This window comes from Tardiphaga sp. (genome assembly GCF_028290785.1).
In the GTDB taxonomy this organism is placed as follows: domain Bacteria; phylum Pseudomonadota; class Alphaproteobacteria; order Rhizobiales; family Xanthobacteraceae; genus Tardiphaga.
In genome coordinates this window covers 1-23,265 of record NZ_JAQGJD010000233.1, presented here as the reverse complement: position 1 = coordinate 23,265, position 23,265 = coordinate 1, and the positions used below count along the sequence as shown (strand labels likewise).

19 protein-coding genes are annotated in these 23,265 nt (G+C 65.4%); 16 read left to right on the top strand and 3 right to left on the bottom strand.

What is annotated here, in order from left to right:
* The first annotated feature begins 203 nt into the window (after positions 1 to 203).
* Both JWR89_RS14355 and JWR89_RS14350 read left to right on the top strand, forming a co-directional pair.
* Positions 204 to 932 (top strand): ribonuclease HII, encoded by a 729-nt coding sequence (locus JWR89_RS14355; RefSeq protein WP_299717278.1) that lies wholly within the window; start codon positions 204 to 206, stop codon positions 930 to 932.
* 77 nt (positions 933 to 1,009) lie between these two features.
* On the top strand, positions 1,010 to 2,515 hold the full coding sequence (locus JWR89_RS14350) for a glycosyltransferase family 39 protein (RefSeq protein ID WP_299717276.1): 1,506 nt from the start codon (positions 1,010 to 1,012) through the stop codon (positions 2,513 to 2,515).
* 141 nt (positions 2,516 to 2,656) lie between these two features.
* Here the strand turns inward: JWR89_RS14350 and JWR89_RS14345 are convergent, their stop codons facing one another.
* On the bottom strand, positions 2,657 to 3,490 hold the full coding sequence (locus JWR89_RS14345; protein WP_299717300.1) for a uracil-DNA glycosylase: 834 nt from the start codon (positions 3,488 to 3,490) through the stop codon (positions 2,657 to 2,659).
* Between the two features lie 145 nt (positions 3,491 to 3,635).
* Between JWR89_RS14345 and JWR89_RS14340 the strand changes: the two genes are divergently transcribed.
* The 3 genes from JWR89_RS14340 (at position 3,636) to JWR89_RS14330 (ending at position 8,301) form a co-directional block, all read left to right on the top strand.
* A complete protein-coding gene (locus tag JWR89_RS14340) occupies positions 3,636 to 5,294 on the top strand; it encodes an electron transfer flavoprotein-ubiquinone oxidoreductase (protein ID WP_299717274.1) in 1,659 nt (552 codons plus the stop codon).
* A 305-nt stretch (positions 5,295 to 5,599) separates the two neighbouring features.
* Complete coding sequence (locus JWR89_RS14335; protein WP_299717273.1) at positions 5,600 to 7,396, top strand: tetratricopeptide repeat protein; 1,797 nt, start codon at positions 5,600 to 5,602, stop codon at positions 7,394 to 7,396.
* Positions 7,397 to 7,416: 20 nt separating this feature from the next.
* The gene (locus tag JWR89_RS14330) at positions 7,417 to 8,301 is read left to right on the top strand and encodes a 4-(cytidine 5'-diphospho)-2-C-methyl-D-erythritol kinase (protein WP_299717271.1); all 885 of its coding nucleotides are present in this window, start codon (positions 7,417 to 7,419) and stop codon (positions 8,299 to 8,301) included.
* A gap of 120 nt (positions 8,302 to 8,421) precedes the next feature.
* Here the strand turns inward: JWR89_RS14330 and JWR89_RS14325 are convergent, their stop codons facing one another.
* A complete protein-coding gene (locus JWR89_RS14325) occupies positions 8,422 to 9,432 on the bottom strand; it encodes a polyprenyl synthetase family protein (protein ID WP_299717269.1) in 1,011 nt (336 codons plus the stop codon).
* 232 nt (positions 9,433 to 9,664) lie between these two features.
* Between JWR89_RS14325 and JWR89_RS14320 the strand changes: the two genes are divergently transcribed.
* The 8 genes from JWR89_RS14320 to JWR89_RS14285 all read left to right on the top strand — a co-directional run bounded on the left by JWR89_RS14320 (position 9,665) and on the right by JWR89_RS14285 (position 17,604).
* Complete coding sequence (locus JWR89_RS14320) at positions 9,665 to 9,892, top strand: DUF2007 domain-containing protein (protein WP_299717267.1); 228 nt, start codon at positions 9,665 to 9,667, stop codon at positions 9,890 to 9,892.
* Positions 9,893 to 9,895: 3 nt separating this feature from the next.
* Positions 9,896 to 10,660 (top strand): methyltransferase, encoded by a 765-nt coding sequence (locus tag JWR89_RS14315; protein WP_299717265.1) that lies wholly within the window; start codon positions 9,896 to 9,898, stop codon positions 10,658 to 10,660.
* A gap of 245 nt (positions 10,661 to 10,905) precedes the next feature.
* Positions 10,906 to 11,781: a S49 family peptidase gene (locus JWR89_RS14310; RefSeq protein ID WP_299717263.1), complete on the top strand. Its 876-nt coding sequence runs from the start codon at positions 10,906 to 10,908 to the stop codon at positions 11,779 to 11,781.
* 104 nt (positions 11,782 to 11,885) lie between these two features.
* Entirely contained in the window at positions 11,886 to 12,077 is a 192-nt protein-coding gene (locus JWR89_RS14305) for a hypothetical protein (RefSeq protein WP_299717298.1), read from the top strand.
* 541 nt (positions 12,078 to 12,618) lie between these two features.
* Positions 12,619 to 13,527, top strand: a complete 909-nt coding sequence (locus JWR89_RS14300; protein ID WP_299717296.1) for a glycine--tRNA ligase subunit alpha — start codon at positions 12,619 to 12,621, stop codon at positions 13,525 to 13,527.
* 92 nt (positions 13,528 to 13,619) lie between these two features.
* Positions 13,620 to 14,078, top strand: coding sequence for a DUF559 domain-containing protein (locus JWR89_RS14295; RefSeq protein WP_299717261.1), 459 nt, complete (start codon positions 13,620 to 13,622; stop codon positions 14,076 to 14,078).
* A gap of 2 nt (positions 14,079 to 14,080) precedes the next feature.
* Positions 14,081 to 16,282, top strand: a complete 2,202-nt coding sequence (gene glyS, locus JWR89_RS14290; protein ID WP_299717259.1) for a glycine--tRNA ligase subunit beta — start codon at positions 14,081 to 14,083, stop codon at positions 16,280 to 16,282.
* A 230-nt stretch (positions 16,283 to 16,512) separates the two neighbouring features.
* Positions 16,513 to 17,604 (top strand): hypothetical protein, encoded by a 1,092-nt coding sequence (locus JWR89_RS14285; RefSeq protein WP_299717257.1) that lies wholly within the window; start codon positions 16,513 to 16,515, stop codon positions 17,602 to 17,604.
* Between the two features lie 168 nt (positions 17,605 to 17,772).
* On the opposite strand, the gene JWR89_RS14280 is transcribed toward JWR89_RS14285, so the two are convergent.
* Positions 17,773 to 18,141, bottom strand: coding sequence for a DUF1236 domain-containing protein (locus JWR89_RS14280; RefSeq protein ID WP_299717255.1), 369 nt, complete (start codon positions 18,139 to 18,141; stop codon positions 17,773 to 17,775).
* Positions 18,142 to 18,387: 246 nt separating this feature from the next.
* Here JWR89_RS14280 and JWR89_RS14275 point away from each other — a divergent pair, with 246 nt between their 5' ends.
* The 3 genes from JWR89_RS14275 to JWR89_RS14265 form a co-directional block, all read left to right on the top strand.
* Positions 18,388 to 18,546, top strand: coding sequence for a DUF3096 domain-containing protein (locus tag JWR89_RS14275; protein WP_299717253.1), 159 nt, complete (start codon positions 18,388 to 18,390; stop codon positions 18,544 to 18,546).
* Positions 18,547 to 18,644: 98 nt separating this feature from the next.
* Positions 18,645 to 21,635 carry a pyruvate, phosphate dikinase gene (ppdK, locus tag JWR89_RS14270; protein ID WP_299717251.1) on the top strand — a complete coding sequence of 997 codons (2,991 nt, stop codon included), beginning with the start codon at positions 18,645 to 18,647 and terminating at the stop codon, positions 21,633 to 21,635.
* 539 nt (positions 21,636 to 22,174) lie between these two features.
* A partial coding sequence (locus JWR89_RS14265) for a cell wall hydrolase (RefSeq protein ID WP_299717249.1) occupies positions 22,175 to 23,265 on the top strand: 1,091 nt, incomplete at its 3' end.

Here is a 23,265-nt window from a genome sequence, read left to right as displayed (position 1 = left end):
GCGCAGGCGGGGACCCATAGCCACCGTCGCCTCGCGACGCGTTGGCAGTCGACCTGCCTGAAAACGTGTTCGGAGTGTATGGGGTCCCCGCCTTCGCGGAGACGACATGTTGAAAGGCCGTGCCATCTCCTAGCTCCTCTGAATAACGGGCAAAGCTCGAGTTCCCGGTTGCGCCGGCCGCCCGGCGACAGCACGATCCCGGCATGATTCGCGTTCCCGCCAAAGACCAGCCGAAGTCGCGCGCGGCCGTTGCCGTGAAGCCGCCGAGCTTCAAGCGCGAGCGGGCGCTGCTGAAGAGCGGCGTCTGGCCGGTGGCCGGCTGCGACGAGGCCGGGCGCGGGCCGCTGGCCGGGCCGGTGGTCGCCGCGGCGGTGATCCTCGATCCCAGGCGCATCCCCAAAGGCCTCGACGATTCCAAGCGACTGACCGCCGAGAAGCGCGAGGAACTGTTCGAGGAAATCTGCGCCACGGCGTCGTTCGCGGTGGCCTATGCCTCGCCGGGCCGGATCGACCGCGACAATATTTTGCGTGCGTCGCTGTGGGCGCTGGCGCGTGCGGTGCATGCGCTGCCGGAAGCGCCAAAGCATGTCTTCGTCGATGGCCGCGACAAGATCGACATCGGCTGCGGCTGCGAACCGGTGATCGGCGGCGATGGCCTGGTGCTGTCGATCGCCGCGGCCTCGATCATCGCCAAAGTGTCGCGCGACCGGCTGATGTGCCGGCTGGCCGAGGATTGCCCCGGTTACGGTTTCGAGGTCCACAAGGGCTACGGCGTGCCGCAGCATCTGGCCGCGCTGCACGCGCTCGGCCCCAGCATCCACCATCGCCGGCTGTTCGCGCCGGTGGCCGCCGCTCGCGCCCGGCACGAGGGCTTGGCGCTCGACGCGCGCCTGCCTGCCGAAGCCGAGATCGTTCTGCAAATCTCGGCCTGAACCGGGCTGCGGTTGCCTCGCTTGGCCGCGGGCTCTATCACCGGCAGCTTGAACTCACGCTGGTTGGCTCCCGCTGCATGCGCTTCACCTCCTTGATCGTCGAACTGATCCGCGCCCGGCCGCGGCTGATCTTCTGGGTCGTCGTGCTGTGCCAGGCCGCGCTGTGGCTGGCGGTGCCGATGCTGCTGTATCGCGGCCCGCCCGGCGACCTCGCCACCGTGTTGGCCTATGGCCGGGAATACCAGGTCGGTACCGATCTCGGGCCGCCGCTCGCGTTCTGGCTCGCCGACATTGCCTTCCGCGCCGCCGGCAACCACGTCTTCGGCGTCTATGTGCTGGCGCAATTGTGCTTCCTCGCCACCTTCCGGGCGCTGTTCTATCTGGCGCGCACCATCGTCGGCGGCCCGCAGGCGGTGATCGCGGTGCTGCTGACCATGACCGTCACCGCGTTCAGCTCGCCGGGCGTCGAGTTCGGCCCGCTGGTGCTGGCGCGGCCGCTATGGGCGATGCTGCTGCTGCACGCCTGGCTGGCGATCGGGGAGGGCCGCCGCAACGCCTGGTTCGCACTGTCGATCGAGGCCGGGTTGCTGCTGCTCACCACCTCGGCCGCGATGTGGCTGTTGCTGCTGCCGGTCGCTTTCGGGCTCGCCACACGACGGGGCCGCCGCAACCTGGCGTCGTTCGATCCGCTGTTCGCGCTGCTGGTCATCGGGGTTTTGGTGCTGCCCTATCTGATCTGGCTGATCCGCGCCGACGTCCCCGTGCTGCCGCCGCCGCCGGCGCTCGACGATATCGCCGGCAAGGCGCAGCAATGGGGCGTGCTGCTGGCCTGGCTGCTGGCGGCGATGGCCGGCGTTATCGTGCTGACCGTGATGAACTGGGGCCGTCTGGTACGTCAGCAGGAGGACGCGCCGATCGTGTTCCGGCCGCCGGTCGATTCGCTGGCGCGGCATTACGTGTATTTCTTTGCGCTGGCGCCCGGCCTGCTCGGCAGCCTGTTCGCCGCGCTGTATGGCCAAGACCGCGTAGTCGGCGGCGCCGGTATCGCGCTGGTGATGACGGGGCTGGCGGTGGTGGTGGCGACCGGCGATCTGGTGCAGCTGCGGCGCCAGCGCGTGCTGCGCAAGGTCTGGGCCTTCGCCCTCGCCGCGCCCGCCATCGCGGCCTTTGCCAGCCTGCTGATCCTGCCCTGGACCGGGGGCGGCGAAGACCCGACCGCGCTGCCGGCGCGCGAGATCGGCCGCTTCTTCGGCGACAGTTTCGAGCGCCGCACCGGCCACAAGCTGCAGGCGGTGGCCGGCGACGCCCAGCTCGCGACGTTGATCGGCATGAGCGCCTCGCGCCCGCACGTGCTGCTCGATGGCACGGCTGCGCGGACGCCGTGGATCACGCCGGAAAAATTCGCCGAGACCGGCGGCGTCGTGGTGTGGCGCACGGCCGACACCGTTGGCACGCCGCCGGAGGATATCGCGAAGCGGTTTCCCAGCCTGGTGCCGGAAGTGCCGCGCGCCTTCGAACGCCCGGTCAACGGCCGTCAGCCGCTGTTGCGGATCGGCTGGGCCATCGTGCGCCCGAAGGCGTGATAGCTCATTCGCACCACTCTATCCCCGTCATTGCGAGGAGCCCTTGCGACGAAGCAATCCAGCTCTTTCTTCGCTTGCGGCCTTCTGGATTGCCGCGTCGCTTCGCTCCTCGCAATGACGGCTGAGGGGCCGGCGCAAGTGTCAGACCGCCCGCTCCGCCAACGCCGCCATCGCCTTGGCGATCGACCGCATATCCACCCAGGCCATGCGCTTGTAGCCGGGTGAGCGCAGCAGGTAGGCCGGGTGGAAGCTGGCGATGGCGCGGATGTTTCGCGTGCCGGTGTCGTAATCGACCCAGCGGCCACGCGACTTCATGATGCCGTCCTTGGTCTGCAGCAGCGTCTGGGTCGAGGGATTGCCCAGCGTCACCAGGATGTCCGGATTGACCAGCTCGATCTGGCGCTGGATGAACGGCAGGCAGATCTGCGTCTCCTGCGGGGTCGGCGTGCGGTTGCCCGGCGGCCGCCACGGAATCACATTGGCGATGTAGACCTGGCTGCGATCCAGTCCGATCGCCTTCATCATCAAGTCGAGCAGCTTGCCGGAGCGACCCACGAACGGCAGGCCCTCGATGTCCTCGTCGCGGCCCGGCGCCTCGCCGACGAACATGATTTTCGCCGCCGGATTGCCGTCGGAAAACACCAGCCGCGTGGCGGTGTTCTTCAGCGCGCAACCCTCGAAGGTCTCCAGCAGCGTGCGCAGCGCTTCCAGCGTCGGCGCGGTGCGCGCGGCCTCGCGGGCGGCGGCAATGGCGACTTCCGGCAGCACCTCGATCTTGGCAGGGGGCCGCGGCGGCGTCGCCGGCTGCATCGAGGCCGGCAGCGCGCGCTGCGGCGCCTCGGCCGGCTCCCTGGCGGGGGCCGGATCGGGGTCGGACAGCCGGTTGACCGGCTCGTCCATCAGGGCGCAATCCACCCCGGCCTCAAGATAAAAGGCCAGCAATTGCGCGACGGTGGGCGCGGGTTCAGGCGTCATGATGGGCATGGCGGCAATCTAGGACATATTGCGCGGCAGCGAAACGGCCGCGGCGGCATTTCCGTGGTTGTTCTTGCCGCCAAAATCGGAAACAACAGCCCTTAGAAGCGTTCTGAACGGGTTGGAAACGGCTGAGATCATTATTATGAGCATTGAAGAATTGCCGCCGCGCGAGTCCATGGAATTCGATGTCGTGATCGTCGGCGCCGGCCCCTCGGGCCTGGCTGCCGCGATCCGGCTCAAGCAGCTCAATGCGGAACTGACGGTCGTGGTGGTGGAGAAGGGCTCCGAGGTCGGCGCCCACATCCTGTCCGGCGCGGTGATTGATCCGGTGTCGCTCGACAAACTGATCCCGGACTGGCGCGACGACGCCGATTGCCCGCTGAAGACCCAGGTCAAGGACGACCAGTTCTACTTCATGACCAAGACCGGCGGCTTCAAGCTGCCGAACTTCCTGATGCCGCCGTTGATGAACAACCATCACTGCTACATCACCTCGCTCGGCATGGTGACGCGCTGGCTCGGCGCCAAGGCGGAAGCACTCGGTGTCGAAATCTATCCGGGCTTCGCTGCGGCAGAGACGCTGTACGATGAAAAGGGCGCGGTGCGCGGCATCGCTACCGGCGACATGGGCATCGGCCGCGACGGCAAGCCGAAGGATTCTTTCACCCGCGGCATGGAGCTGCTCGGCAAGTACACGTTGTTCGCCGAAGGCGCGCGCGGCTCGCTGACCAAGCAGTTGATTGCCAAGTTTGCGCTCGACAAGGATTGCGAGCCCGGCAAGTTCGGCATCGGGCTCAAGGAAATCTGGCAGATCGATCCGGCGAAGCACCAGAAGGGCACCGTCAAACACTCGTTCGGCTGGCCGCTCGACAATGACGTGGGCGGCGGCTCGTTCCTGTATCACTACGACGACAACCTGGTCGCGGTCGGCTTCGTGCTGCATCTCAACTACGAGAACCCGTACCTCTATCCGTTCGAGGAATTCCAGCGCTTCAAGACCCACCCGTTGATCCGCGATACCTTCGTGGGCGCCAAGCGTCTGGCGTACGGTTCGCGCGCGATCACCGAAGGCGGCTACCAGTCGGTGCCGCGCCTGAGCTTCCCCGGCGGCGTGCTGATCGGCTGTGCCGCGGGCTTCGTCAACGTGCCGCGCATCAAGGGCGTGCACAACGCCATGGCGTCAGGCATGCAGGCGGCCGAACATGTCACGGCTGCACTGGCGGCGGGCCGCGCCAACGACGAGCTGGTGGAGTACGAAAACGGCTGGCGCGCATCGTCGATCGGCAAGGATCTGTTCCCGGTGCGCAACGCCAAGCCGCTGTGGTCGAAGTTCGGCACGCTGCTCGGCAACGCGCTGGGCGGCTTCGACATGTGGTGCAACACGCTCGGCTTCTCGCTGTTCGGCACGCTCAAGCATGACAAGCCCGACCGCAAGACGCTGAAGCCGGCGAAGGACTATCAGCCGATCGCCTATCCGAAGCCGGACGGCAAGCTGACCTTCGACCGGTTGTCGTCGGTGTTCCTGTCCAACACCAACCACGAGGAAGACCAGCCGGTCCATCTCAAGGTCGCCGACATGGCGCTGCAGAAGAGCTCGGAACACGATGTGTTTGCCGGCCCGTCGAATCGCTATTGCCCGGCGGGCGTCTATGAATGGGTCGAGGAAAGCACCGGTCCGCGCTTCCAGATCAACGCGCAGAATTGCGTCCACTGCAAAACCTGCGACGTGAAGGATCCCAACGGCAACATCACCTGGGTGCCGCCGGAAGGCGGCGGTGGACCGAACTACGAGGCGATGTGACCACGTTTGCGTGATGTCGCCGCGAGCGTAGGATGGGTTGAGCCCTCGCGAAGCCCATCGGCAGAGGGTGATGGGTTTCGCAAGGGCTCAACCCATCCTGCGGCCTACACACCCGACGTCACGGAACCGCCACAGTGCCGGCGCTTTCAGGAATGATCGTGTTGACCGGCGACATTGGCCCGATCCTTGCGATTGAGCGCCAAACGCGGCATTGTCACCCGCTTGATGCTGCCCGCTCGGTTGCGCATTCGAGACTTGCTATACCTCTGGCCTTTTGCCCGTCATCCTGGAGCTCGGCGAACCCTATGTTTTGCATTCGTTTCAATCGCTTGACGCTTGCCGTCGCGGCCTTCGCCGCGATCGCGCTTCAGGGTCCGCTGCTCGCCCAGACCCCCGACCATGCCGGCGATTCCTCCGCCCAGTTTCCAAGCCCCCGCGACCTCAAGGCGCTGACCACCGCCGGCAGCTATCTGGCCGCCCGCCACGCCAGCGTCGAACGCGACGCCACCTCGGCTGCGGCGTTTTACCGCTCGGCGCTGCGCACCGACCCGAAGAACAACGAGTTGCTCGACCGCGCCTTCATCTCCTCGCTCGCCGACGGCGATATCGATGAAGCCGTGAAGCTCGCCGACCGCATCCTGGTGATCGACAAGTCGAACCGCGTCGCCCGCCTCGTCGTCGGTGTACGCGACCTCAAGATGAAGAAGTACGCGGCGGCGCAGACCAACATCAACCAGTCGATCCGCGGCCCGATCACCGATCTCGTCGCGACGCTGCTGTCCGGCTGGGCCAGCTACGGCGCCGGCGACAGCAAGACGGCGATCGCCAATATCGACAAGCTGGCCGGTCCGGAATGGTACCCGATCTTCAAGGACCTGCACGCCGGCATGCTGCTCGACCTCGCCAACAAGCAGAAGGACGCCGGCGTGCGCTTCGAGCGCGCCTACAAGCTCGACGACTCCGCGCTGCGCGTCGCCGACGCCTATGCGCGCTGGCTGTCGCGCAACAAGGACGATGCCTCGGCTTTGGCCGTCTATGAGAACTTCAACAAGAAGCTGGCACGCCATCCGCTGATCCTCGAAGGCATTCGCGACACCAAGTCTGGCAAGAAGCTGGCGCCGCTGGCCGACAGCCCGCAGGCCGGCGCCGCCGAAGCGCTGTACGGCATCGGCGCATCCCTCACCCGCCGCGGCGGCGAGGATCTCGCGCTGGTCTATCTGCAGCTCTCGCTGTACCTGAAGCCGGATCATTCGCTGGCATTGCTGTCGCTCGCGGACCTCTACGAGTCCGTGAAGAAGCCGCAGATGGCGATCAAGGTCTATGAGCGGGTGCCGGCCAATTCGGCCTTGAAGCGCAACGCGCAGATCCAGCAGGCCACCGACCTCGATTCCGCCGATCGCAGCGACGAGGCGATCGGCATTCTCAAGAATGTCGTGAAGGAAGATCCGAAGGATCTCGAAGCCATCATGGCGCTCGGCAACATCGAGCGCGGCCGCAAGAAATTCGCCGATTGCGCCGAGACCTATACGCAGGGCATCGACGTGCTCGCCGCGCAGTCGGACAAGCCGAACTGGGTGTATTTCTACTTCCGCGGCATCTGCCAGGAACGCTCCAAGCAGTGGGCCAAGGCCGAGACCGACATGCGCAAGGCGCTCGAGCTGCAGCCCGAGCAGCCGCATGTGCTGAACTATCTCGGCTATTCCTGGATCGACCAGGGCATCAACCTCGACGACGCCATGAAGATGATCAAGCGCGCCGTCGATCAGCGCCCCGATGACGGCTACATCGTCGATTCGCTGGGCTGGGCATATTACCGCATCGGCAATTACGAGGATGCGGTGAAGACGCTGGAGCGCGCCATCGACCTGAAGCCGGAAGACCCGACCATCAACGACCACCTCGGCGACGCCTACTGGCGCGTCGGCCGCACGCTGGAAGCCAAGTTCCAGTGGCAGCACGCCAAGGACCTCAAGCCCGAAGCGGAAGAATTGCCGAAGATCGAGGCCAAGATGGAAAACGGCCTGCCGGATGTAGCGACCCCAGCGGCCGCTTCCGCCGACCAGAAAAAAGACGACGTCAAAAAAGACGGCAAGGGCGGTTGATCGCAGGCAGGGGGTCGCCGATGCCGGCGCTGGAAGACGACGCGCGCGCCAAGGTCAACCTCACCCTCCGGGTGGTGGGCCGCCGCGTAGATGGCTATCATGATCTCGAAAGCGTCGTGGCGTTCGCCGATTGTGCGGACCGCCTCACGCTGGACGCGGGCTGCGAACTCGCGCTGACCACCACAGGGCCGCGCGCGGAAGAGTGCGGCGACAGCGCCGACAATCTCGTGATCAAGGCCGCCCGGCTGCTCGGCGAGCGCGTCGAGAATCTGCAATTCGGCCGTTTCGCGCTCGACAAGCAGTTGCCGGTGGCCGCGGGCATCGGCGGCGGCTCGGCGGATGCCGCGGCGGCGCTGCGGCTTCTGGCGCGCGCCAACAATCTGGCGATCGACGATCCCCGTTTGATCGAAGTCGCCCTTCTGACCGGCGCCGACGTGCCGGTATGCCTGGAATCGCAGGCCTGCGTGATGACCGGCGTTGGCGACAGCCTGACGCCGCTGCATTTGCCGCGGCTGCCTTGCGTGATGGTCAACCCGCGGGTGCCGGTGGCGACCAAGGACGTCTTCAAGGAACTCGGCCTGAAGAACGGCGAGCTTCGCGTCGGTTTCAGCGACGTGCTGAAGGCGCCGAAGTGGCCGGCCGCGGGCGCATCGATCGATGACTGGATCAAGGTTCTGCACGCCGGCGTCAACGACCTCGAAGCCCCCGCGCTGAAGATCGAACCGGTCATCGGCGAGGTGCTGTCGGCGCTGCGCGAAGCCGAAGGCACGCGGCTGGCTCGCATGTCCGGCTCCGGCGCAACCTGCTTTGCGATCTTTGCCGACGACGCCGACGCGCAACGCGCCGCGGCGTCGATCCAGCTCGCGCACCCGCTGTGGTGGGTGCATGCGGGGGCGTTGAGCTGAGGCTCAGCGTAGCCCGGATGACAATCCGGGTCCGGCCCATCTACACGAAGGTTGGCCCCGGATTGCGTCATCGTCCCAAGCTACGCTCGGGCCAATGACTTCATCCGGGCTACACTTCCTTCAGTGCGACCTGGCCAGACAGAACGCCACCACCTGCTCGAGCGCCGACTTCATCGGCGACGGCGGAAACAGCGCCAGCGCATCGACGGCCATGGCGCCGTAGTGCTGGGCGCGGCTGATGGTGTCTTCCAGCGCGCGGTGCTTGGTCATCAGGCCGATGGCATGGTCGAGATCGCCGTCGGCGATTTCGCCGCGCTCCAGCGCCTTGCTCCAGAACGCGCGCTCGGCGTCGTTGCCGCGGCGGAACGCCAGCACTACCGGCAGCGTGATCTTGCCCTCGCGGAAATCGTCGCCGACATTCTTGCCGAGCTTGGCGGCCTTGCCGCCGTAATCGAGCACGTCATCGACGAGCTGGAAGGCGATGCCGAGATTCATGCCGACCGAGCGGCAGGCGGTCTGCTCCGCCTTCGGCCGGTTGGCGATCACCGGGCCGACTTCGCAGGCTGCGGCAAACAGCTCGGCGGTCTTGCCGCGGATCACCGCGAGATATTCGTCCTCGGTGGTGGCGGTATTCTTAGCGGCGGCGAGCTGCATCACTTCGCCTTCGGCGATGGTCGCGGCGGCGGAGGAGAGAATGTCGAGTGCGCGTAAGCTCCCGACCTCGACCATCATGCGAAACGCCTGGCCGAGCAGGAAGTCGCCGACCAGCACGCTGGCCTCGTTGCCCCACAACATCCGTGCCGACAGCTTGCCGCGGCGCAATTCGCTCTGATCGACCACGTCGTCGTGCAGCAAGGTGGCGGTGTGCATGAACTCGACGGAAGCCGCGAGCTTGATATGGCCGTCTCCGGTGTAGCCGGTGAGATTGGCCATCGCCAGCGTCAGCATCGGCCGCAGCCGCTTGCCGCCCGACGAGATCAGGTGGTTGGCGACCTCGGGGATCATGGTGACCTCGGAGCCGGTGCGCGACAGGATGGTGGCGTTGACGCGCTCCATATCGGCCGCGACAAGGCCCACCAGTTGATCTATCGATGCGCTCGAGTGGCTCTCGAAGGGTACAATCACCGCCACGCTGTAGTCTCCGATTGCCAGGGCGTCGTCAGGCGAGCCGAGCCGGCCCGCCAGAAAACGCTGATGTCCAGATAGGGTGAATTCACGCTGAAAACAGATGCCTCCATCTGCTGAATTGACCCATGTAGTATCCTGGGCACCACAATAGAAACTGCCGGCGGACGCGGCAAGGGCATCGGCCTGGACGTGTTCCAGCGCCGTGGGCGGCAACCGATACAGAAATGGGCGGATCGTGCGCGAATTGATGCGAACCAACGACGTGGTGCTGGTGTCGGCGGTGGGGGCGTTGCTCGACGGCGCCAATATCCACCATCTGGTGCTGGACCAGAACATGAGCATCCTGGAAGGCTCGGTCGGGGTGATCCCCCGCCGTATCCTGGTGCATGAGGACGATGCCGTGGAAGCGCGCAGGCTGCTGACCGATGCGGGGCTCGCGCATGAGCTGCGGGCGCAGGACTAGGCCATGACCGATCCGGGGGCCACCACCGACGACGCTTTTCTGGGCGGCCAGTTGCGGCTGCGCCAGCCGGCCACCGGCCATCGCGCCGGCCATGATGCGATCCTGCTGGCGGCGGCCACCTCGGCGCATCCGGGCGACCGGGTGGTGGATTTCGGCGCTGGCGTCGGCACTGCGGGGCTGGCGGTGGCCCGGCGCGTGACCGGCATTTCGCTGGCGCTGGTGGAGATCGATCCGCGCCTCGCCGGGCTCGCGCGCGACAATGCCGCGGCGAACGCGCTGCCGGCTGACGTGATCGTGATGGATATCTCGGATGGCGCCGACGCATTCGTCGCGGCCGGCCTGCCGCCGGACAGCGCCGCCGCGGTGTTGATGAATCCGCCGTTCAACGATCCCGCCCGCCACCGGTCCTCGCCGGACAGAGCCCGCGAGATCGCCCATGTGGCGACCGCGGCGACGCTGGATCGCTGGGTCCATGCGGCCAGGCGGCTGCTGAAATCCGGTGGCGTGCTGACGCTGATTTGGCGGGCGGACGGAATTGCGGAGGTTCTGGCAACGCTGGATCGCGGCTTCGGCAGCCTGATGATCCTGCCGGTTCACGGCGATCCCGCACAGCCGGCGATCCGGATCGTGGTGCGGGCGGTGAAGGGCGGCAAGGCCCCTGCGGCCATTTGCGCTGGGCTCGCGCTACGGGATGCGGCGGGGGCGCCGGATCCCTACATCCAGCAGGTGCTGTCGGGCCAAGCGACGCTGCCTTGGGCGTCGCTGTGAGCGACTGGCGACGCTATGAGCGAGCTTGCTGTGACCCTTACTGGGGTTGCGTTTCGGAGCGTTTCTGCGGTGTCGACGTGAAGTGGATCGCCGTCAGAAGCGTGCCGATGATCAACATGAGCAGATAGATCTTCATGTCTTCTCCCGCTGTGGCACGTAGGCCTGTTATTTCTGCAACGCCAGAAGCGTCCATGGGTTCAATGACACGCGCGTGATAAAAGACGGTTAATTTTAAGGAAAAAGGCATGAGCGAATCCAACGTAATGACGACACTGGCGAGCCTTGTTCCCGCGCGGTTCCGCAGGAGCGAGGCGGTGGTGCCGGTGGTGCGGCTGTCCGGCGTGATCGGCGCGGTGACGCCGTTGCGGCCGGGCATGTCGCTCGCGTCCGTCGCGAAAGTGCTGGAGCGCGCCTTTGCCACCAAGAACGCCAAGGCGGTCGCGCTGGTGATCAATTCGCCGGGCGGCTCGCCGGTGCAGTCGCGCCAGATCTATCTGCGGATTCGCACGCTGGCCGAGGAGAAGAAGCTGCCGGTGCTGGTGTTCGTCGAGGACGTCGCGGCTTCCGGCGGCTATATGATCGCCTGCGCCGGCGACGAGATTTTCGTCGACCCGTCCTCGATCGTCGGCTCGATCGGCGTGGTCGGCGGCACCTTCGGCTTCCAGGAACTGATCCGGAAGATTGGCGTCGAACGCAGGCTCTATACCGCCGGCGAGCGCAAGGCGACGCTGGACCCGTTCCTGCCGGAAAATCCCGACGACGTCGCCCGCATCAAGACCCTGCAGCGCGAGATCCACGCCATCTTCATCGCGCTGGTGAAGGGCAGCCGCGGCGCCCGCCTGAAGGGCGCGGAGGACGTGCTGTTCTCCGGCGAGTACTGGGCCGGCGAGAGTTCCATCGCGCTTGGCCTGTCCGACGCGATCGGCGACCTGCGCTCGGTGCTGCGCGCCCGCTTTGGCGACAAGGTCCGGACTCCCGTGATTTCGGCGCCCACCGGCATGCTGTCGGGCCTGCTGGGCCGCAAATCCGCCGGCGCCAGCCAGCTCGGGCTGGACGGTCTGCCGGAGCAGATGATCTCGGCGCTGGAAACCCGGGCGATCTGGGCCCGTTTCGGGTTCTGACGGCGCCAACTGCGCCATTCGGTCCCGCAAAAGTTAATTGCGGGACCGGCCGGCTTGGGCGAAACTCCGGGCAGGGGTGAATCATGACCGACAAGGATCGCGCGATGCCGCCGCTGGTAGCACTTGCAGGCGCTTTGGGAAGCGCCGCCGTTGTCCGCTGGGCGTACCGGACCGCCAAGCGCATCAATCACGAGCTGGAAGAGGCGCGCCTGGCGCGGGTCGTCCAACGCGCCGAGCCCGGCGAAGTCCGGACCTTGCGCCGCGATCCCGCCACCGGGGCTTATAGACCCGGTTGAGGCCCCTCGGCCGTCATTGCGAGGAGCCCTTGCGACGAAGCAATCCAGTCTTTCCTTGTGGAGGCTCCGCGCTGGATTGCCGCGTCGCTTCGCTCCTCGCAACGACGGGGAGGGTGCGTTGCACATCAAAACACGCAAAGTGCCCCCCAAAATGGTTGCGCCGGTCTGAGGATGGGGCACCATCCTCGAAACCGGCGAGCAAACCTTGGAAGTTCAGCTTCAGACTTGCAGTATCTTCAGACTTGGAGGTCTGTGGTCTTTGGCAACCCGGCGTCTCCGTCGCGCTGCCATTCGCAGGGATAAGCCACCCAGGCGGCGTTCGTTCCCTGCCGATCTCTCCGTGATAAATCTCAAATCCTAACGATGCACGGAGGTACGCGGCGGCTCGCGTGGCGCGGTTAGCGCCGGGTTAATGCCCCGCGCCCCGGCCGCATTGCCTTGATTCCCCGGCCCCCCGCCGATACGGTCCCGCGCGCCCCCGAACCCCAGCGAATCCCGGATCGTGACCCACATCGTGACTGCCGACTCCCTGCCTCCGCATATGCGCCCGGAACGGTCGTTCCAGGGCTTCATCCTGGCGCTGCAGCGCTTCTGGGCCGACCAGGGCTGCGTGATCCTGCAGCCCTACGACATGGAGATGGGCGCGGGCACCTTCCACCCGGCGACCACGTTGCGGGCGCTGGGGCCGAAACCCTGGAAGGCCGCCTATGTGCAGCCATCGCGGCGGCCGAAGGACGGCCGCTATGGCGAGAACCCGAACCGGCTGCAGCATTATTACCAGTTCCAGGTGATCATCAAACCGTCGCCGCCGGACCTGCAGGACCTCTATCTGCGCTCGCTGAAGGCGATCGGCATCGACACCGCGCTGCATGACGTGCGCTTCGTCGAGGACGACTGGGAGAGCCCGACATTGGGTGCCTGGGGCCTCGGCTGGGAGTGCTGGTGCGACGGCATGGAAGTCAGCCAGTTCACCTATTTCCAGCAGGTCGCCGGCGTCGAATGCGCGCCGGTGGCGGGCGAACTGACCTACGGCCTCGAGCGCCTGGCGATGTATGTGCAGGGCGTCGATAACGTCTACGACCTCAACTTCAACGGCCGCGAGGGCGATGAGAAGGTCACCTACGGCGACGTCTTCCTGCAGGCCGAGAAAGAGTATTCCCGGCACAACTTCGAGCACTCCGACGCCGAGATGCTGTTCGAACAGTTCAAGATGGCCGAAGGCGCCTGCAAGAAGTATCTCGACGCCGGCTGGCGCGACGGCAAGCGCGAGGCGCATCTGATGGCACAGCCGGCCTACGACCAGTGCGTCAAGGCCAGCCACGTGTTCAACCTGCTGGATGCCCGCGGCGTGATCTCGGTCACCGAACGCCAAAGCTACATCGGCCGCGTCCGCGACCTCGCCAAGGCCTGCGGCGAAGCCTGGATGGCGACGGAAGCGGGCGGGGCGTGATACCATTGCTGGTGTTTACTAAAGTTGAAGCGCCGACGTATCTGCTCCCCTCCCCCCGTCTTCGGCGGGGAGGGGTCGGGGGTGGGGGGACGATGCCAGATCGTGCGCCACGGCCAATCGACAAGCGTGTGCCGCGCGCACGCGCGCTTCGGCGTGACCCCACGGACGCTGAAAAAAAGCTCTGGCTCCATCTCAGGGATATCTTTCCCGGGAAGTCGCACTTTCGCAGGCAGGCTACGATCGGTCCGTATTTCGCGGACTTCGCCTGTCACCAGACTCGGGTCGTGATCGAAGTCGATGGCGGCCAGCATGCCGACAGCCTGAGCGACGCGCGCCGCACCGCATATCTTGAGGCGCGGGGATATCGCGTCCTGCGCTTCTGGAACAACGACGTGCTTACCAATATCGATGGCGTGCTCGAGTCCATCTGCAGCAGCATCGGTGTTGATGGCGGCCCCCCACCCCCGACCCCTCCCCGCCGAAGGCGGGGGGAGGGGAGCGACAGCGATTCCCGTCTTTCCTCGGCGCGACGCGGCCGAGAGGAAAAGTGAAAATGCCCGATCTCCTGCTCGAACTGTTCTCCGAAGAAATCCCCGCGCGCATGCAGGCCAAGGCGGCGGAAGATCTGCGCCGCATGGTCACCGATCGCCTCGTTGCCGAGGGCCTGGTCTATGAAGGCGCGAAAGCCTTCGCAACGCCGCGGCGGCTGACGCTGACGGTGCACGGCATTCCCGCGCGACAATCCGATTTGAAGCAGGAGCGCAAGGGCCCGCGCGTCGGCGGCGCCGAGGCCGCGATCGCGGGCTTCCTGAAGGCCACGGGCCTTGCCTCGCTGGATGAAGCGAAAATCCAGCGCGATCCGAAGGGCGATTTCTACATCGCGCTGACGGAGAAGGCCGGCAAGCCGACGGTCGAGGTGCTCGCCGAAATCCTGCCGATGATCATCCGCACCTTCCCGTGGCCGAAATCGATGCGCTGGGGCGCGGCGTCGGCGAAATCGACGTCGCTGACCTGGGTGCGTCCGCTGCATTCGATCGTCGCCACCTTCGGCATCGATACCGAAGAGCCGGAAGTGGTGCCGTTCGAACTCAATGGCATCAGCTCGGGCCAGACCACGTTCGGCCACCGCTTCATGGCGCCCGCCGACATTTCCGTGCGCCGCTTCGATGACTACGTGACGAAGCTGCAGCACGCCAAAGTCGTGCTCGATCCTGAGCGCCGCCGCGAGATCATTCTGGCGGACGCGCGCACGCTGTGCGCGGCGCAGAATTTCGAGCTGGTGGAAGACCCCGCGCTGCTCGACGAAGTCGCCGGCCTGGTGGAATGGCCGGTGGTGCTGATGGGCTCGTTCGACCAAGCGTTTCTGTCGATCCCCGGCGAGGTGATCCGCGCCACCATCCGCAACAACCAGAAGTGCTTTGTGGTCAGCGATCCCGCGACCGGAAAGCTGGTCAACCGCTTCATCATCACCGCCAACATCGAAGCCTCCGATGGCGGGACCGCGATCGTCGCCGGCAACGAGCGCGTGATTCGCGCGCGGTTGAGCGACGCAAAATTCTTCTATGAGACCGACCTGAAGACCAAGCTCGAAGACCGGCTGCCGAAATTCGACAACATCGTGTTTCACGAAAAGCTCGGCACGCAGGCCGAGCGCATCGCGCGTATCGTGCGGCTGGCTGCCGAAATCGCGCCGCTGGTCGGCGCCGATGTCGAGAAGACCAAGCGCGCGGCGCTGCTGGCGAAGGCCGATTTGGTGACCGAGACGGTCGGCGAATTCCCCGAGCTGCAGGGCCTGATGGGCAAGTACTACGCGCTGGCGCAGGGCGAAGACGCGAGTGTCGCTGCGGCGAGCGAGGATCACTACAAGCCGCAGGGACCGGCGGATCGCGTGCCGAGTGACTCGGTGTCGATTGCGGTCGCGCTGGCCGACAAGATCGATACGCTCGTGGGATTCTGGGCGATTGACGAGAAGCCGACGGGATCGAAGGATCCGTTTGCGCTTAGGCGGGCGGCGTTGGGGGCGATCAGGCTCATTCTTGAGAACTCAATCAGAGCCAGGTTGGCGCCAATCTTATCAGCGCATTTTCCTGCTGTAGATACAGACATCACTGGAAATTCGAATAAGAAGAAGTTGGCCACGGTGAAAGAAGGCGGCGGTGGATTCGCTGGCATGGATGTCAGCATGCGGCTCACTCAAGATTTTGGTGATTTGAAAGTCGATAGTAGGTCTATTGATCTGATGACTTTCTTCGCCGAGCGCCTCAAAGGCCAGCTCCGCGAACAAGGCGCGCGTCACGATCTCGTCGATGCCGTGTTCTCGCTCGGCGGTCAGGACGATCTGCTGATGGTGGTCCGTCGGGTCGAGGCGCTCGCCAAATTCCTCGACACCGACGATGGCAAGACGCTGCGTGCCGGCGTCAAGCGCGCGTCGAACATTCTCGGCATCGAGGAGAAGAAAGACAAGCGCGCTTATGACGGCGCGCCGGATGTCTCGCTGTACCGACTCGATGAGGAGAAGGCGTTGGCCAAGGCGATTGCCGAGGTCGGGCCGGAAGCCTCCGCCGCTGTCGCCAAGGAAGACTTCGCCGGCGCGATGACTGTCATGGCCAAGCTGCGGCCGGCGGTGGATGCGTTCTTTGACAAGGTGAAGGTCAATGACGACGACGCGGCCGTGCGCGAAAATCGGCTGAAGCTGCTCAACGAGATCCGCGCCGCGACGCGCGCGGTGGCGGATTTCTCGAAGATTCAGGATTAGACTCGAACCCCGGAGCCGTCATTGCGAGGTCAGGGAAAGCCTGCGGCTTTCCCTGACCTCGCATTGACGGCAGGTGCCTGAGGACGCCGCACCGCGCCCGGGAAACGAGAACGCGACCAGAAATATCCCGACACATCGCGAAATATTTACGCCTCGTTAACCACGGGGTGAATAACTCCCGTCTGGTAACGGTTCCTTAACCGTCGCGGCTGCGCAGACAGGGACGTGTCATGACATCGGTCAATACCGGGCTCGCCAATCCCTATGCCGGCTCGGCCTATGCCCGCGCGGCGGCGACGCAGCCGTCGCTGGCCAATGCGCTGGCTGGCAACGATGCGGCGTCGAATTCGGGTTCGGGTGCTGCGACCAACCTGACGCTGTCGGATGCCGCCAAGGCGAAGCTCGCCGCCGATTCCGCGACCAAGGATTTCACCGCGGTCACCGCCGACGCGCGCACGGCGCTTAACGGTCTCTATAGCGCCGCGAAGGTCACCGCGCCCATCGATGCCGACGGCAAGAATACCATTGACCTCACGTCGCTCGACCGTCGTTCGCTGTTCGCGATCGCCACCAACAATGGCGGCCAGTTCACCGCTGCGGAGCAGGGCGTCGCGGCCGGCGAGCTGGGCGATCGCTTCAGCGCGGCGCTGGCGCCGCCGACCGCTACCGCGCAGCTCACTGGCAATTTCAGCGGCATCTATCAGGCGGCGCTGAGCTATCTCGACGGCGCCAGCGGCGAGGAGAAGGCCACGGCGTCGTGGGCGGCGCAGCGCGCCGCGGTGGTCAGCGGCATTCAGGCGACCCAGCAGGATCCGACCAAGGCGCCGTCGGGCATCGCCAACGACCCGGTCGCGATCTATCTGGCGCAGGATTCCGCCGGCGAGTTGCCGGTGAAGGATTTTTCCAGCGTCGCCAAGGGCGTTCGCGCGACGCTCGACGCGCAGGCCAAGGCGGCATCTACCGCCGGCAAGGAGCTGGTGTTCGATTCCCGCCGCAAGACCGGCCAGCTCGCCGACCTCTCCGCCATCGACAACCGGTCGCTGTCGGCGATGTCGCTGAACCAGGATGGATTGTTTTCGCCGGACGAGAGCTTTGCCGCCAAGCAGGAGCTTGGCTCGCGCAACCGCGCCAGCATTTTAACCGCGCTGAAGCAGAGTCAGAGCAGTGGCGACCCGACCCAGCTCAGCCTCGGCATTCTCAACACCTATTCGGCGATGAGCGCCGAGGAGCGCCAGGCCTCGAACTGGACCCCGGCATTCCGCGACAACGCCGTGCAGAGCTACAAGACGACGTCTTCGCTGCTGTCGATGCTGAAGGGCTAGCGAGCGCAGTCCGTTCCCCGGACGCGATGCGATACCAGGCGATGCGCAGCATCGCCGCCACGATCGCTTCGCAGAGCCGGGGTCCCGGTTGCTCGTAAAGAAGCCGGGATCCCGGCTCTGCGGAGCGGCATAAGAATGCCGCACCGCGTCCAGGACAAGTGAGCTGATTTAGTCAATCACCTGGACGATGCGGCGCGAGCGCGGCTCGACCAGTACGGTGCTGCCATTCACCACGGTGTAGCGATACGGGGTCTGCGCGACGCTCTGCGGCACGTCGTAATAGGTCACGCCGGCGTCGGGCAGGGTGGCGCCGACCACCACGCGGTCCGGCACGGTGTACGCGGGGATGCGCTCGCGCACGACGTATTCGCGGAACGCCGGCCGCTCCTGCACGGTGATGCCGTCCGGATCGTCGTCGTTGACGATCACGGCGGAACTGCGTCCCACGCCGACCGTCATTTCGCTCTGCGCCTGCGCCGCGAGCGGGGCGCCGAGGGCGGCCGTCAGTGCCGCGATCGCCAATAGTTTGTTTCGCATGGTCATCTCCTTCGAGATTTCGCCCCCGGCTCGCACCGAGCTGCTTGCCGCCAGCCGACCTCCCAATGCCTCGCGCTCCCGATCGTTCCGACTTTTGTCGTCGCGACCTGCCGCAATTTGATGCATCGCACGCGTGGAGCGGAACCGTTCGGCCGTGGCGGCGTCTGTATCGTGGAACCCGGCTGCAGGGTAAAATCCCGGCGTCGATTCGGCCTCCCCCAACACCCCCACCTTCGGAGATATTTCATGGTTCTCACGGCAGCCCACATTCAGCCGATCGTCGCCCTCATCGCGGGCATTCTCATCCTGGTGATGCCGCGGCTGCTGAATCTGATCGTCGCGATCTACCTGATTTTCATCGGTCTGGCCGGCCTCGGCGTGCTTCGCATGCTGCACATCTCATAAAGCCCACAAAGCTGCCCCAGCTTGCGCCTGGTCGCCAAAACGTGGTGTAAGGCGGCACCCTTTTCCTGACGTTCCTCTCGCGGATTGATTGTAAAACCATGGCCAAAACCGCATCGAAGACCAAGAAAGCCGCTGCCAAATCTAAGGCATCTGCCGTCAGGGCAAAGGCTGCATCGCCGGCCGGCGCCCGCAAGGCGCTGAAGAAGGCTGTGGCCAAGCCGGCAGCCAAGGCCAAGACGGTCGCTAAAGCCAAGACGGTTGCCAAAACCGCCGTCAAAGCTGCCAGCAAGCCGGCCGCGAAGGCCAGACCGGCGGCCAAGGTGGCCCCGAAGGCTGTCGCCAGCAAGCTCGCGCCGAAGAAGTCGGCTGCGAACAAGCCCGCGGCCAAGCCGGTCGCTGACAAAATTCAGGCCGGCAAGTGGGTGTATTCGTTCGGCGGCGGCAAGGCCGAGGGCAAGGCCGGGCTGCGCAACCTGCTGGGCGGCAAGGGCGCCAACCTCGCCGAGATGGCCAATCTCGGCCTGCCGGTACCGCCGGGCTTCACGATTCCGACCTCGGTCTGCGTGTATTACTACGCCAACGACAAGACCTATCCGAAAGACCTGCGGGCGCAGGTCGAGAAGGCGCTGGAAGCCGTCGGCAAGATCACCGGCAAGGGCTTTGGCGATCCGAAGAACCCGCTGCTGGTCTCGGTGCGCTCCGGCGCCCGCGCCTCGATGCCGGGCATGATGGACACCGTCCTCAACCTCGGCCTCAACGACACCACGGTGGAAGCCCTGGCTGAATTGTCCGGTGACAAGCGCTTCGCCTATGACAGCTATCGCCGCTTCATCACCATGTATTCCGACGTGGTGATGGGCTTCGAGCACCACCATTTCGAGGACATCCTCGACACCTACAAGGACAGCAAGGGCTACACCCTCGACACCGATCTCGACGGTGACGACTGGGTGGCGCTGGTCGCCAAGTACAAGGATGCCGTCGCCCGCGAGACCGGCAAGGACTTTCCGCAGGACCCGCACGAGCAGCTCTGGGGCGCGGTCGGCGCGGTGTTCTCCTCCTGGATGAATACGCGCGCGATCACCTATCGCCGTCTGCATGACATTCCGGAATCCTGGGGCACCGCGGTGAGCGTGCAGGCCATGGTGTTCGGCAACATGGGCGAGACCTCGGCGACCGGCGTGGCGTTCACCCGCAATCCCTCCACCGGCGAGAGCAAGCTGTACGGCGAATTTCTGATCAACGCGCAAGGCGAGGACGTCGTCGCCGGCATCCGCACCCCGCAGGACATCACCGAAGACGCGCGGAAGGAATCCGGCTCCGACAAGACGTCGATGGAAGCCGCGATGCCGGAAGTTTTCAAGGAATTGACGCGGATCTACACCCAGCTCGAGAAGCACTACCGCGACATGCAGGACATGGAGTTCACGGTCGAGCAGGGCCGGCTGTGGATGCTGCAGACCCGCAACGGCAAGCGCACCGCCAAGGCCTCGATCCGCATCGCCGTCGAGCTCGCCAACGAGGGCGTGATCTCGCAGCAGGACGCGGTGTCGCGCATCGATCCGGCGTCGCTGGACCAGTTGCTGCACCCGACCATCGATCCCTCCGCCAATCGCGACGTCATCGCCACCGGCCTGCCGGCGTCGCCGGGCGCCGCCTCGGGCGAGATCGTGTTCTCGTCCGATGAAGCCGCCAAGCTGCAGGCCGACGGTCGCAACGTCATCCTGGTGCGCATCGAGACCTCGCCGGAAGACATCCACGGCATGCATGCCGCCGAAGGCATCCTCACCACCCGCGGCGGCATGACGTCTCACGCGGCCGTCGTGGCGCGCGGCATGGGCAAGCCCTGCGTCTCCGGCTGTGGCACCATCCGCGTCGATTACGGCCGCGGCACCATGACCATCGGCAACCGCACCTTCAAGGCGGGCGACGTCATCACCATCGACGGCTCGATCGGCCAGGTGCTGGCCGGCCGCATGCCGATGATCGAACCCGAGCTGTCCGGCGAGTTCAACACGCTGATGGGCTGGGCCGACAAAGTGCGAAAGCTCAAGGTCCGCGTTAACGGCGACACCCCGGAAGACGCGCGCACCGCCATCAAGTTCGGCGCCGAAGGCATCGGCCTGTGCCGCACCGAGCACATGTTCTTCGAAGAGACCCGCATCCGCACCGTGCGCGAGATGATTCTGGCGGAAGACGAGCAGTCGCGTCGCGCGGCATTGGCGAAGTTGCTGCCGATGCAGCGCGCCGATTTCGTCGAGCTGTTCGAGATCATGAAGGGCCTGCCGGTCACCATCCGTCTGCTCGATCCGCCGCTGCACGAATTCCTGCCGCATACCCAGGCCGAGGTCGAGGAAGTCGCGCGGGCGATGAACACCGACGCGCGCAAGCTCGCGGACCGCGCCCGCGACCTCGCCGAGTTCAACCCGATGCTCGGCTTCCGCGGTTGCCGCCTGGCGATCGCCTATCCGGAAATCGCCGAGATGCAGGCGCGCGCTTTGTTTGAAGCGGCGATCGAAGCCGGCAAGCGCACCGGCGAACTGGTCGGCCTCGAAGTCATGGTGCCGCTGATCGCCACTAAGATGGAGTTCGACCTGATCAAGGCGCGGATCGACGCCACCGCGGCGTCGGTGGTCAAGGAAACCGGCGGCAAGCTGAACTACAGCGTCGGCACCATGATCGAACTGCCGCGTGCCTGCCTGATGGCCGGCGAGATCGCCGAGACCGCCGAGTTCTTCTCGTTCGGCACCAACGACCTGACGCAGACCACCTTCGGCATCAGCCGCGACGATGCGGGCTCGTTCCTCGGCACCTATATCGCCAAGGGTATCCTGCCGATCGATCCATTCATCTCGGTGGATCGCGGCGGTGTCGGCGAGCTGGTGAAGATCGGCGTCGAGCGCGGCCGCAAGACCCGCCCCAACATCAAGGTCGGCATCTGCGGCGAGCACGGCGGCGATCCGGCGTCGGTGGCGTTCTGCCACGAGATCGGCCTCGACTACGTGTCCTGTTCGCCCTACCGCGTGCCGATCGCCCGCCTCGCCGCCGCCCAGGCCGCGCTTGGCAAGGAAATCTCCAGCCAGGCGTGAGCGGGCTGAGGTTCGGCATTGAAGTGTAGTTATAAAACGGCCGGGGATTTCCCCGGCCGTTTTTTTACAGAGATCTCGGCGCTTCATTTTAAATTGCTGGATCTCTCTGCGGGTCGTCCCCGCGAACGCGGGGACCCAAAGCCTCAGAGGTTGAAATGAGAACGAGGTTTTTTCCGCGCACACGATTCTGTCGGTGTGTATGGATCCCCGCCTTAGCGGGGACGACACGGCGTGTGACGCGCGCTCACTGTGTAAAATCGCCGGTAGTTCTCTCCGTCTGAGCAAAGTTCCATCGCAAAATTTTCGCAGCCGGCGAAAATCTCTTCATCGTTTTCGTTGACGCTATGTTTACCACTTTCGTGGGGCCGCCATTTACCACGGCTTTCGATCATCTCTCGCAACTGCAAACATCGCTTGCGTGTCGCGCGCGTGCCTCAGTGATTAACTCCGCGGCAACTTTGATTCAGTACTAACGAAACAGATCGAAATGTACGGAAATGTACGGGTCGATGCTGGTGTAAGCGTTGCGTGGGCGTATCATGTTAGTAATGCGTAACCGGCCGAAGGGCGCGCGCGGCGCGTCTTTCGGCCTCGGTCTTTGCTTCTTTGCATTGATCCCGACAGAGGTTGGCTACCAGGATATTGCTTCGTTGCTGGCCCGCCAGCCGGGCGTCGCCGAGCGCTGGCAGAAGCGCGTGGTCGCCTCCGCGGTCAGTTCCATCCAGGTCGCGACATTCAGTTTTGGCCGCCCGATCGGCACCGCGTCGCGCAATCCGACCTTCCAGCTCGCCAGCTTCGATACTTCCAGCGAAGACATCACCGGCGCGCTGACGCGCAACCCGATTTCGCGTGCGCCGCAGCGCTATGAAGCCGCGGATTTCCCGAAAGTGGATCGCACGCTGAAGGGCGATCGCCTCGCGGCCCGCTCGAAGGACGATCCGATGCCGGAGGAGGCGCCGGCGAAGGAAGATTCATTCGACTCCAACGCCTCGGTGATGGGCGCCAAGACGGCGGCCTCGCCGGACACCGCGCCGCTCGATCCGGAACTCGCCGAAGCGCTGCAGGCGCCGCCGCTGCCGCAATACGATGCGTCGCTGTCGCTGGAAAGCCAGCCGGTCAGCGATCCCCTCGCCGTCCCGGAAACCGCGGTCGTCGCCATCGAGCCGGCGCCGCCCAAGGATGGCTTCTCGGTCAAGACCGCCAGCCTGTTCTTCGGCAACACGTCGCTCGGCGCAGCAGGCGAGACCATGGAACGCTGGCAGCCCGGCGAGGAACCGATGATCGTGATGCCGCCCGTCACGCCGGATCCCGACTTGAAGACCCCGGCGTCGCGGCCGGCGGCGGTCGTCGATCCCGCCAAGGGCGGCGAGAGCGTCGCGGGGAAGGGCGAGGTCAACACCACCACCCACGTCAAGACCCCGGCCGAGCGGCTTGGCCTGTTCGACGAGAAGGTGCGCGCCAAGCAGGAAAAATGCCTGACCGAGGCGATCTATTTCGAAGCGCGCGGCGAGGCCGTGCGCGGCCAGATGGCGGTGGCGCAAGTGGTGATGAACCGAGCGTTCTCCGGCTATTATCCGACCACGGTGTGCGGCGTGGTGTACCAGAACAAGCATCGCAAGCTGGCCTGCCA

What these genes read in the sequence shown, in the direction of transcription:
- JWR89_RS14335 (WP_299717273.1), top strand. Translation starts at nt 5,600, where the DNA reads ATGTTTTGCATTCGTTTCAATCGCTTGACGCTTGCCGTCGCGGCCTTC.
- JWR89_RS14345 (WP_299717300.1), bottom strand. Translation starts at nt 3,490, where the DNA reads ATGACGCCTGAACCCGCGCCCACCGTCGCGCAATTGCTGGCCTTTTAT.
- JWR89_RS14350 (WP_299717276.1), top strand. Translation starts at nt 1,010, where the DNA reads ATGCGCTTCACCTCCTTGATCGTCGAACTGATCCGCGCCCGGCCGCGG.
- JWR89_RS14300 (WP_299717296.1), top strand. Translation starts at nt 12,619, where the DNA reads ATGCGCCCGGAACGGTCGTTCCAGGGCTTCATCCTGGCGCTGCAGCGC.
- glyS (WP_299717259.1), top strand. Translation starts at nt 14,081, where the DNA reads ATGCCCGATCTCCTGCTCGAACTGTTCTCCGAAGAAATCCCCGCGCGC.
- JWR89_RS14285 (WP_299717257.1), top strand. Translation starts at nt 16,513, where the DNA reads ATGACATCGGTCAATACCGGGCTCGCCAATCCCTATGCCGGCTCGGCC.
- JWR89_RS14330 (WP_299717271.1), top strand. Translation starts at nt 7,417, where the DNA reads ATGCCGGCGCTGGAAGACGACGCGCGCGCCAAGGTCAACCTCACCCTC.
- JWR89_RS14295 (WP_299717261.1), top strand. Translation starts at nt 13,620, where the DNA reads ATGCCAGATCGTGCGCCACGGCCAATCGACAAGCGTGTGCCGCGCGCA.
- JWR89_RS14305 (WP_299717298.1), top strand. Translation starts at nt 11,886, where the DNA reads ATGCCGCCGCTGGTAGCACTTGCAGGCGCTTTGGGAAGCGCCGCCGTT.
- JWR89_RS14275 (WP_299717253.1), top strand. Translation starts at nt 18,388, where the DNA reads ATGGTTCTCACGGCAGCCCACATTCAGCCGATCGTCGCCCTCATCGCG.
- JWR89_RS14310 (WP_299717263.1), top strand. Translation starts at nt 10,906, where the DNA reads ATGAGCGAATCCAACGTAATGACGACACTGGCGAGCCTTGTTCCCGCG.
- JWR89_RS14280 (WP_299717255.1), bottom strand. Translation starts at nt 18,141, where the DNA reads ATGCGAAACAAACTATTGGCGATCGCGGCACTGACGGCCGCCCTCGGC.
- ppdK (WP_299717251.1), top strand. Translation starts at nt 18,645, where the DNA reads ATGGCCAAAACCGCATCGAAGACCAAGAAAGCCGCTGCCAAATCTAAG.
- JWR89_RS14315 (WP_299717265.1), top strand. Translation starts at nt 9,896, where the DNA reads ATGACCGATCCGGGGGCCACCACCGACGACGCTTTTCTGGGCGGCCAG.
- JWR89_RS14340 (WP_299717274.1), top strand. Translation starts at nt 3,636, where the DNA reads ATGAGCATTGAAGAATTGCCGCCGCGCGAGTCCATGGAATTCGATGTC.
- JWR89_RS14355 (WP_299717278.1), top strand. Translation starts at nt 204, where the DNA reads ATGATTCGCGTTCCCGCCAAAGACCAGCCGAAGTCGCGCGCGGCCGTT.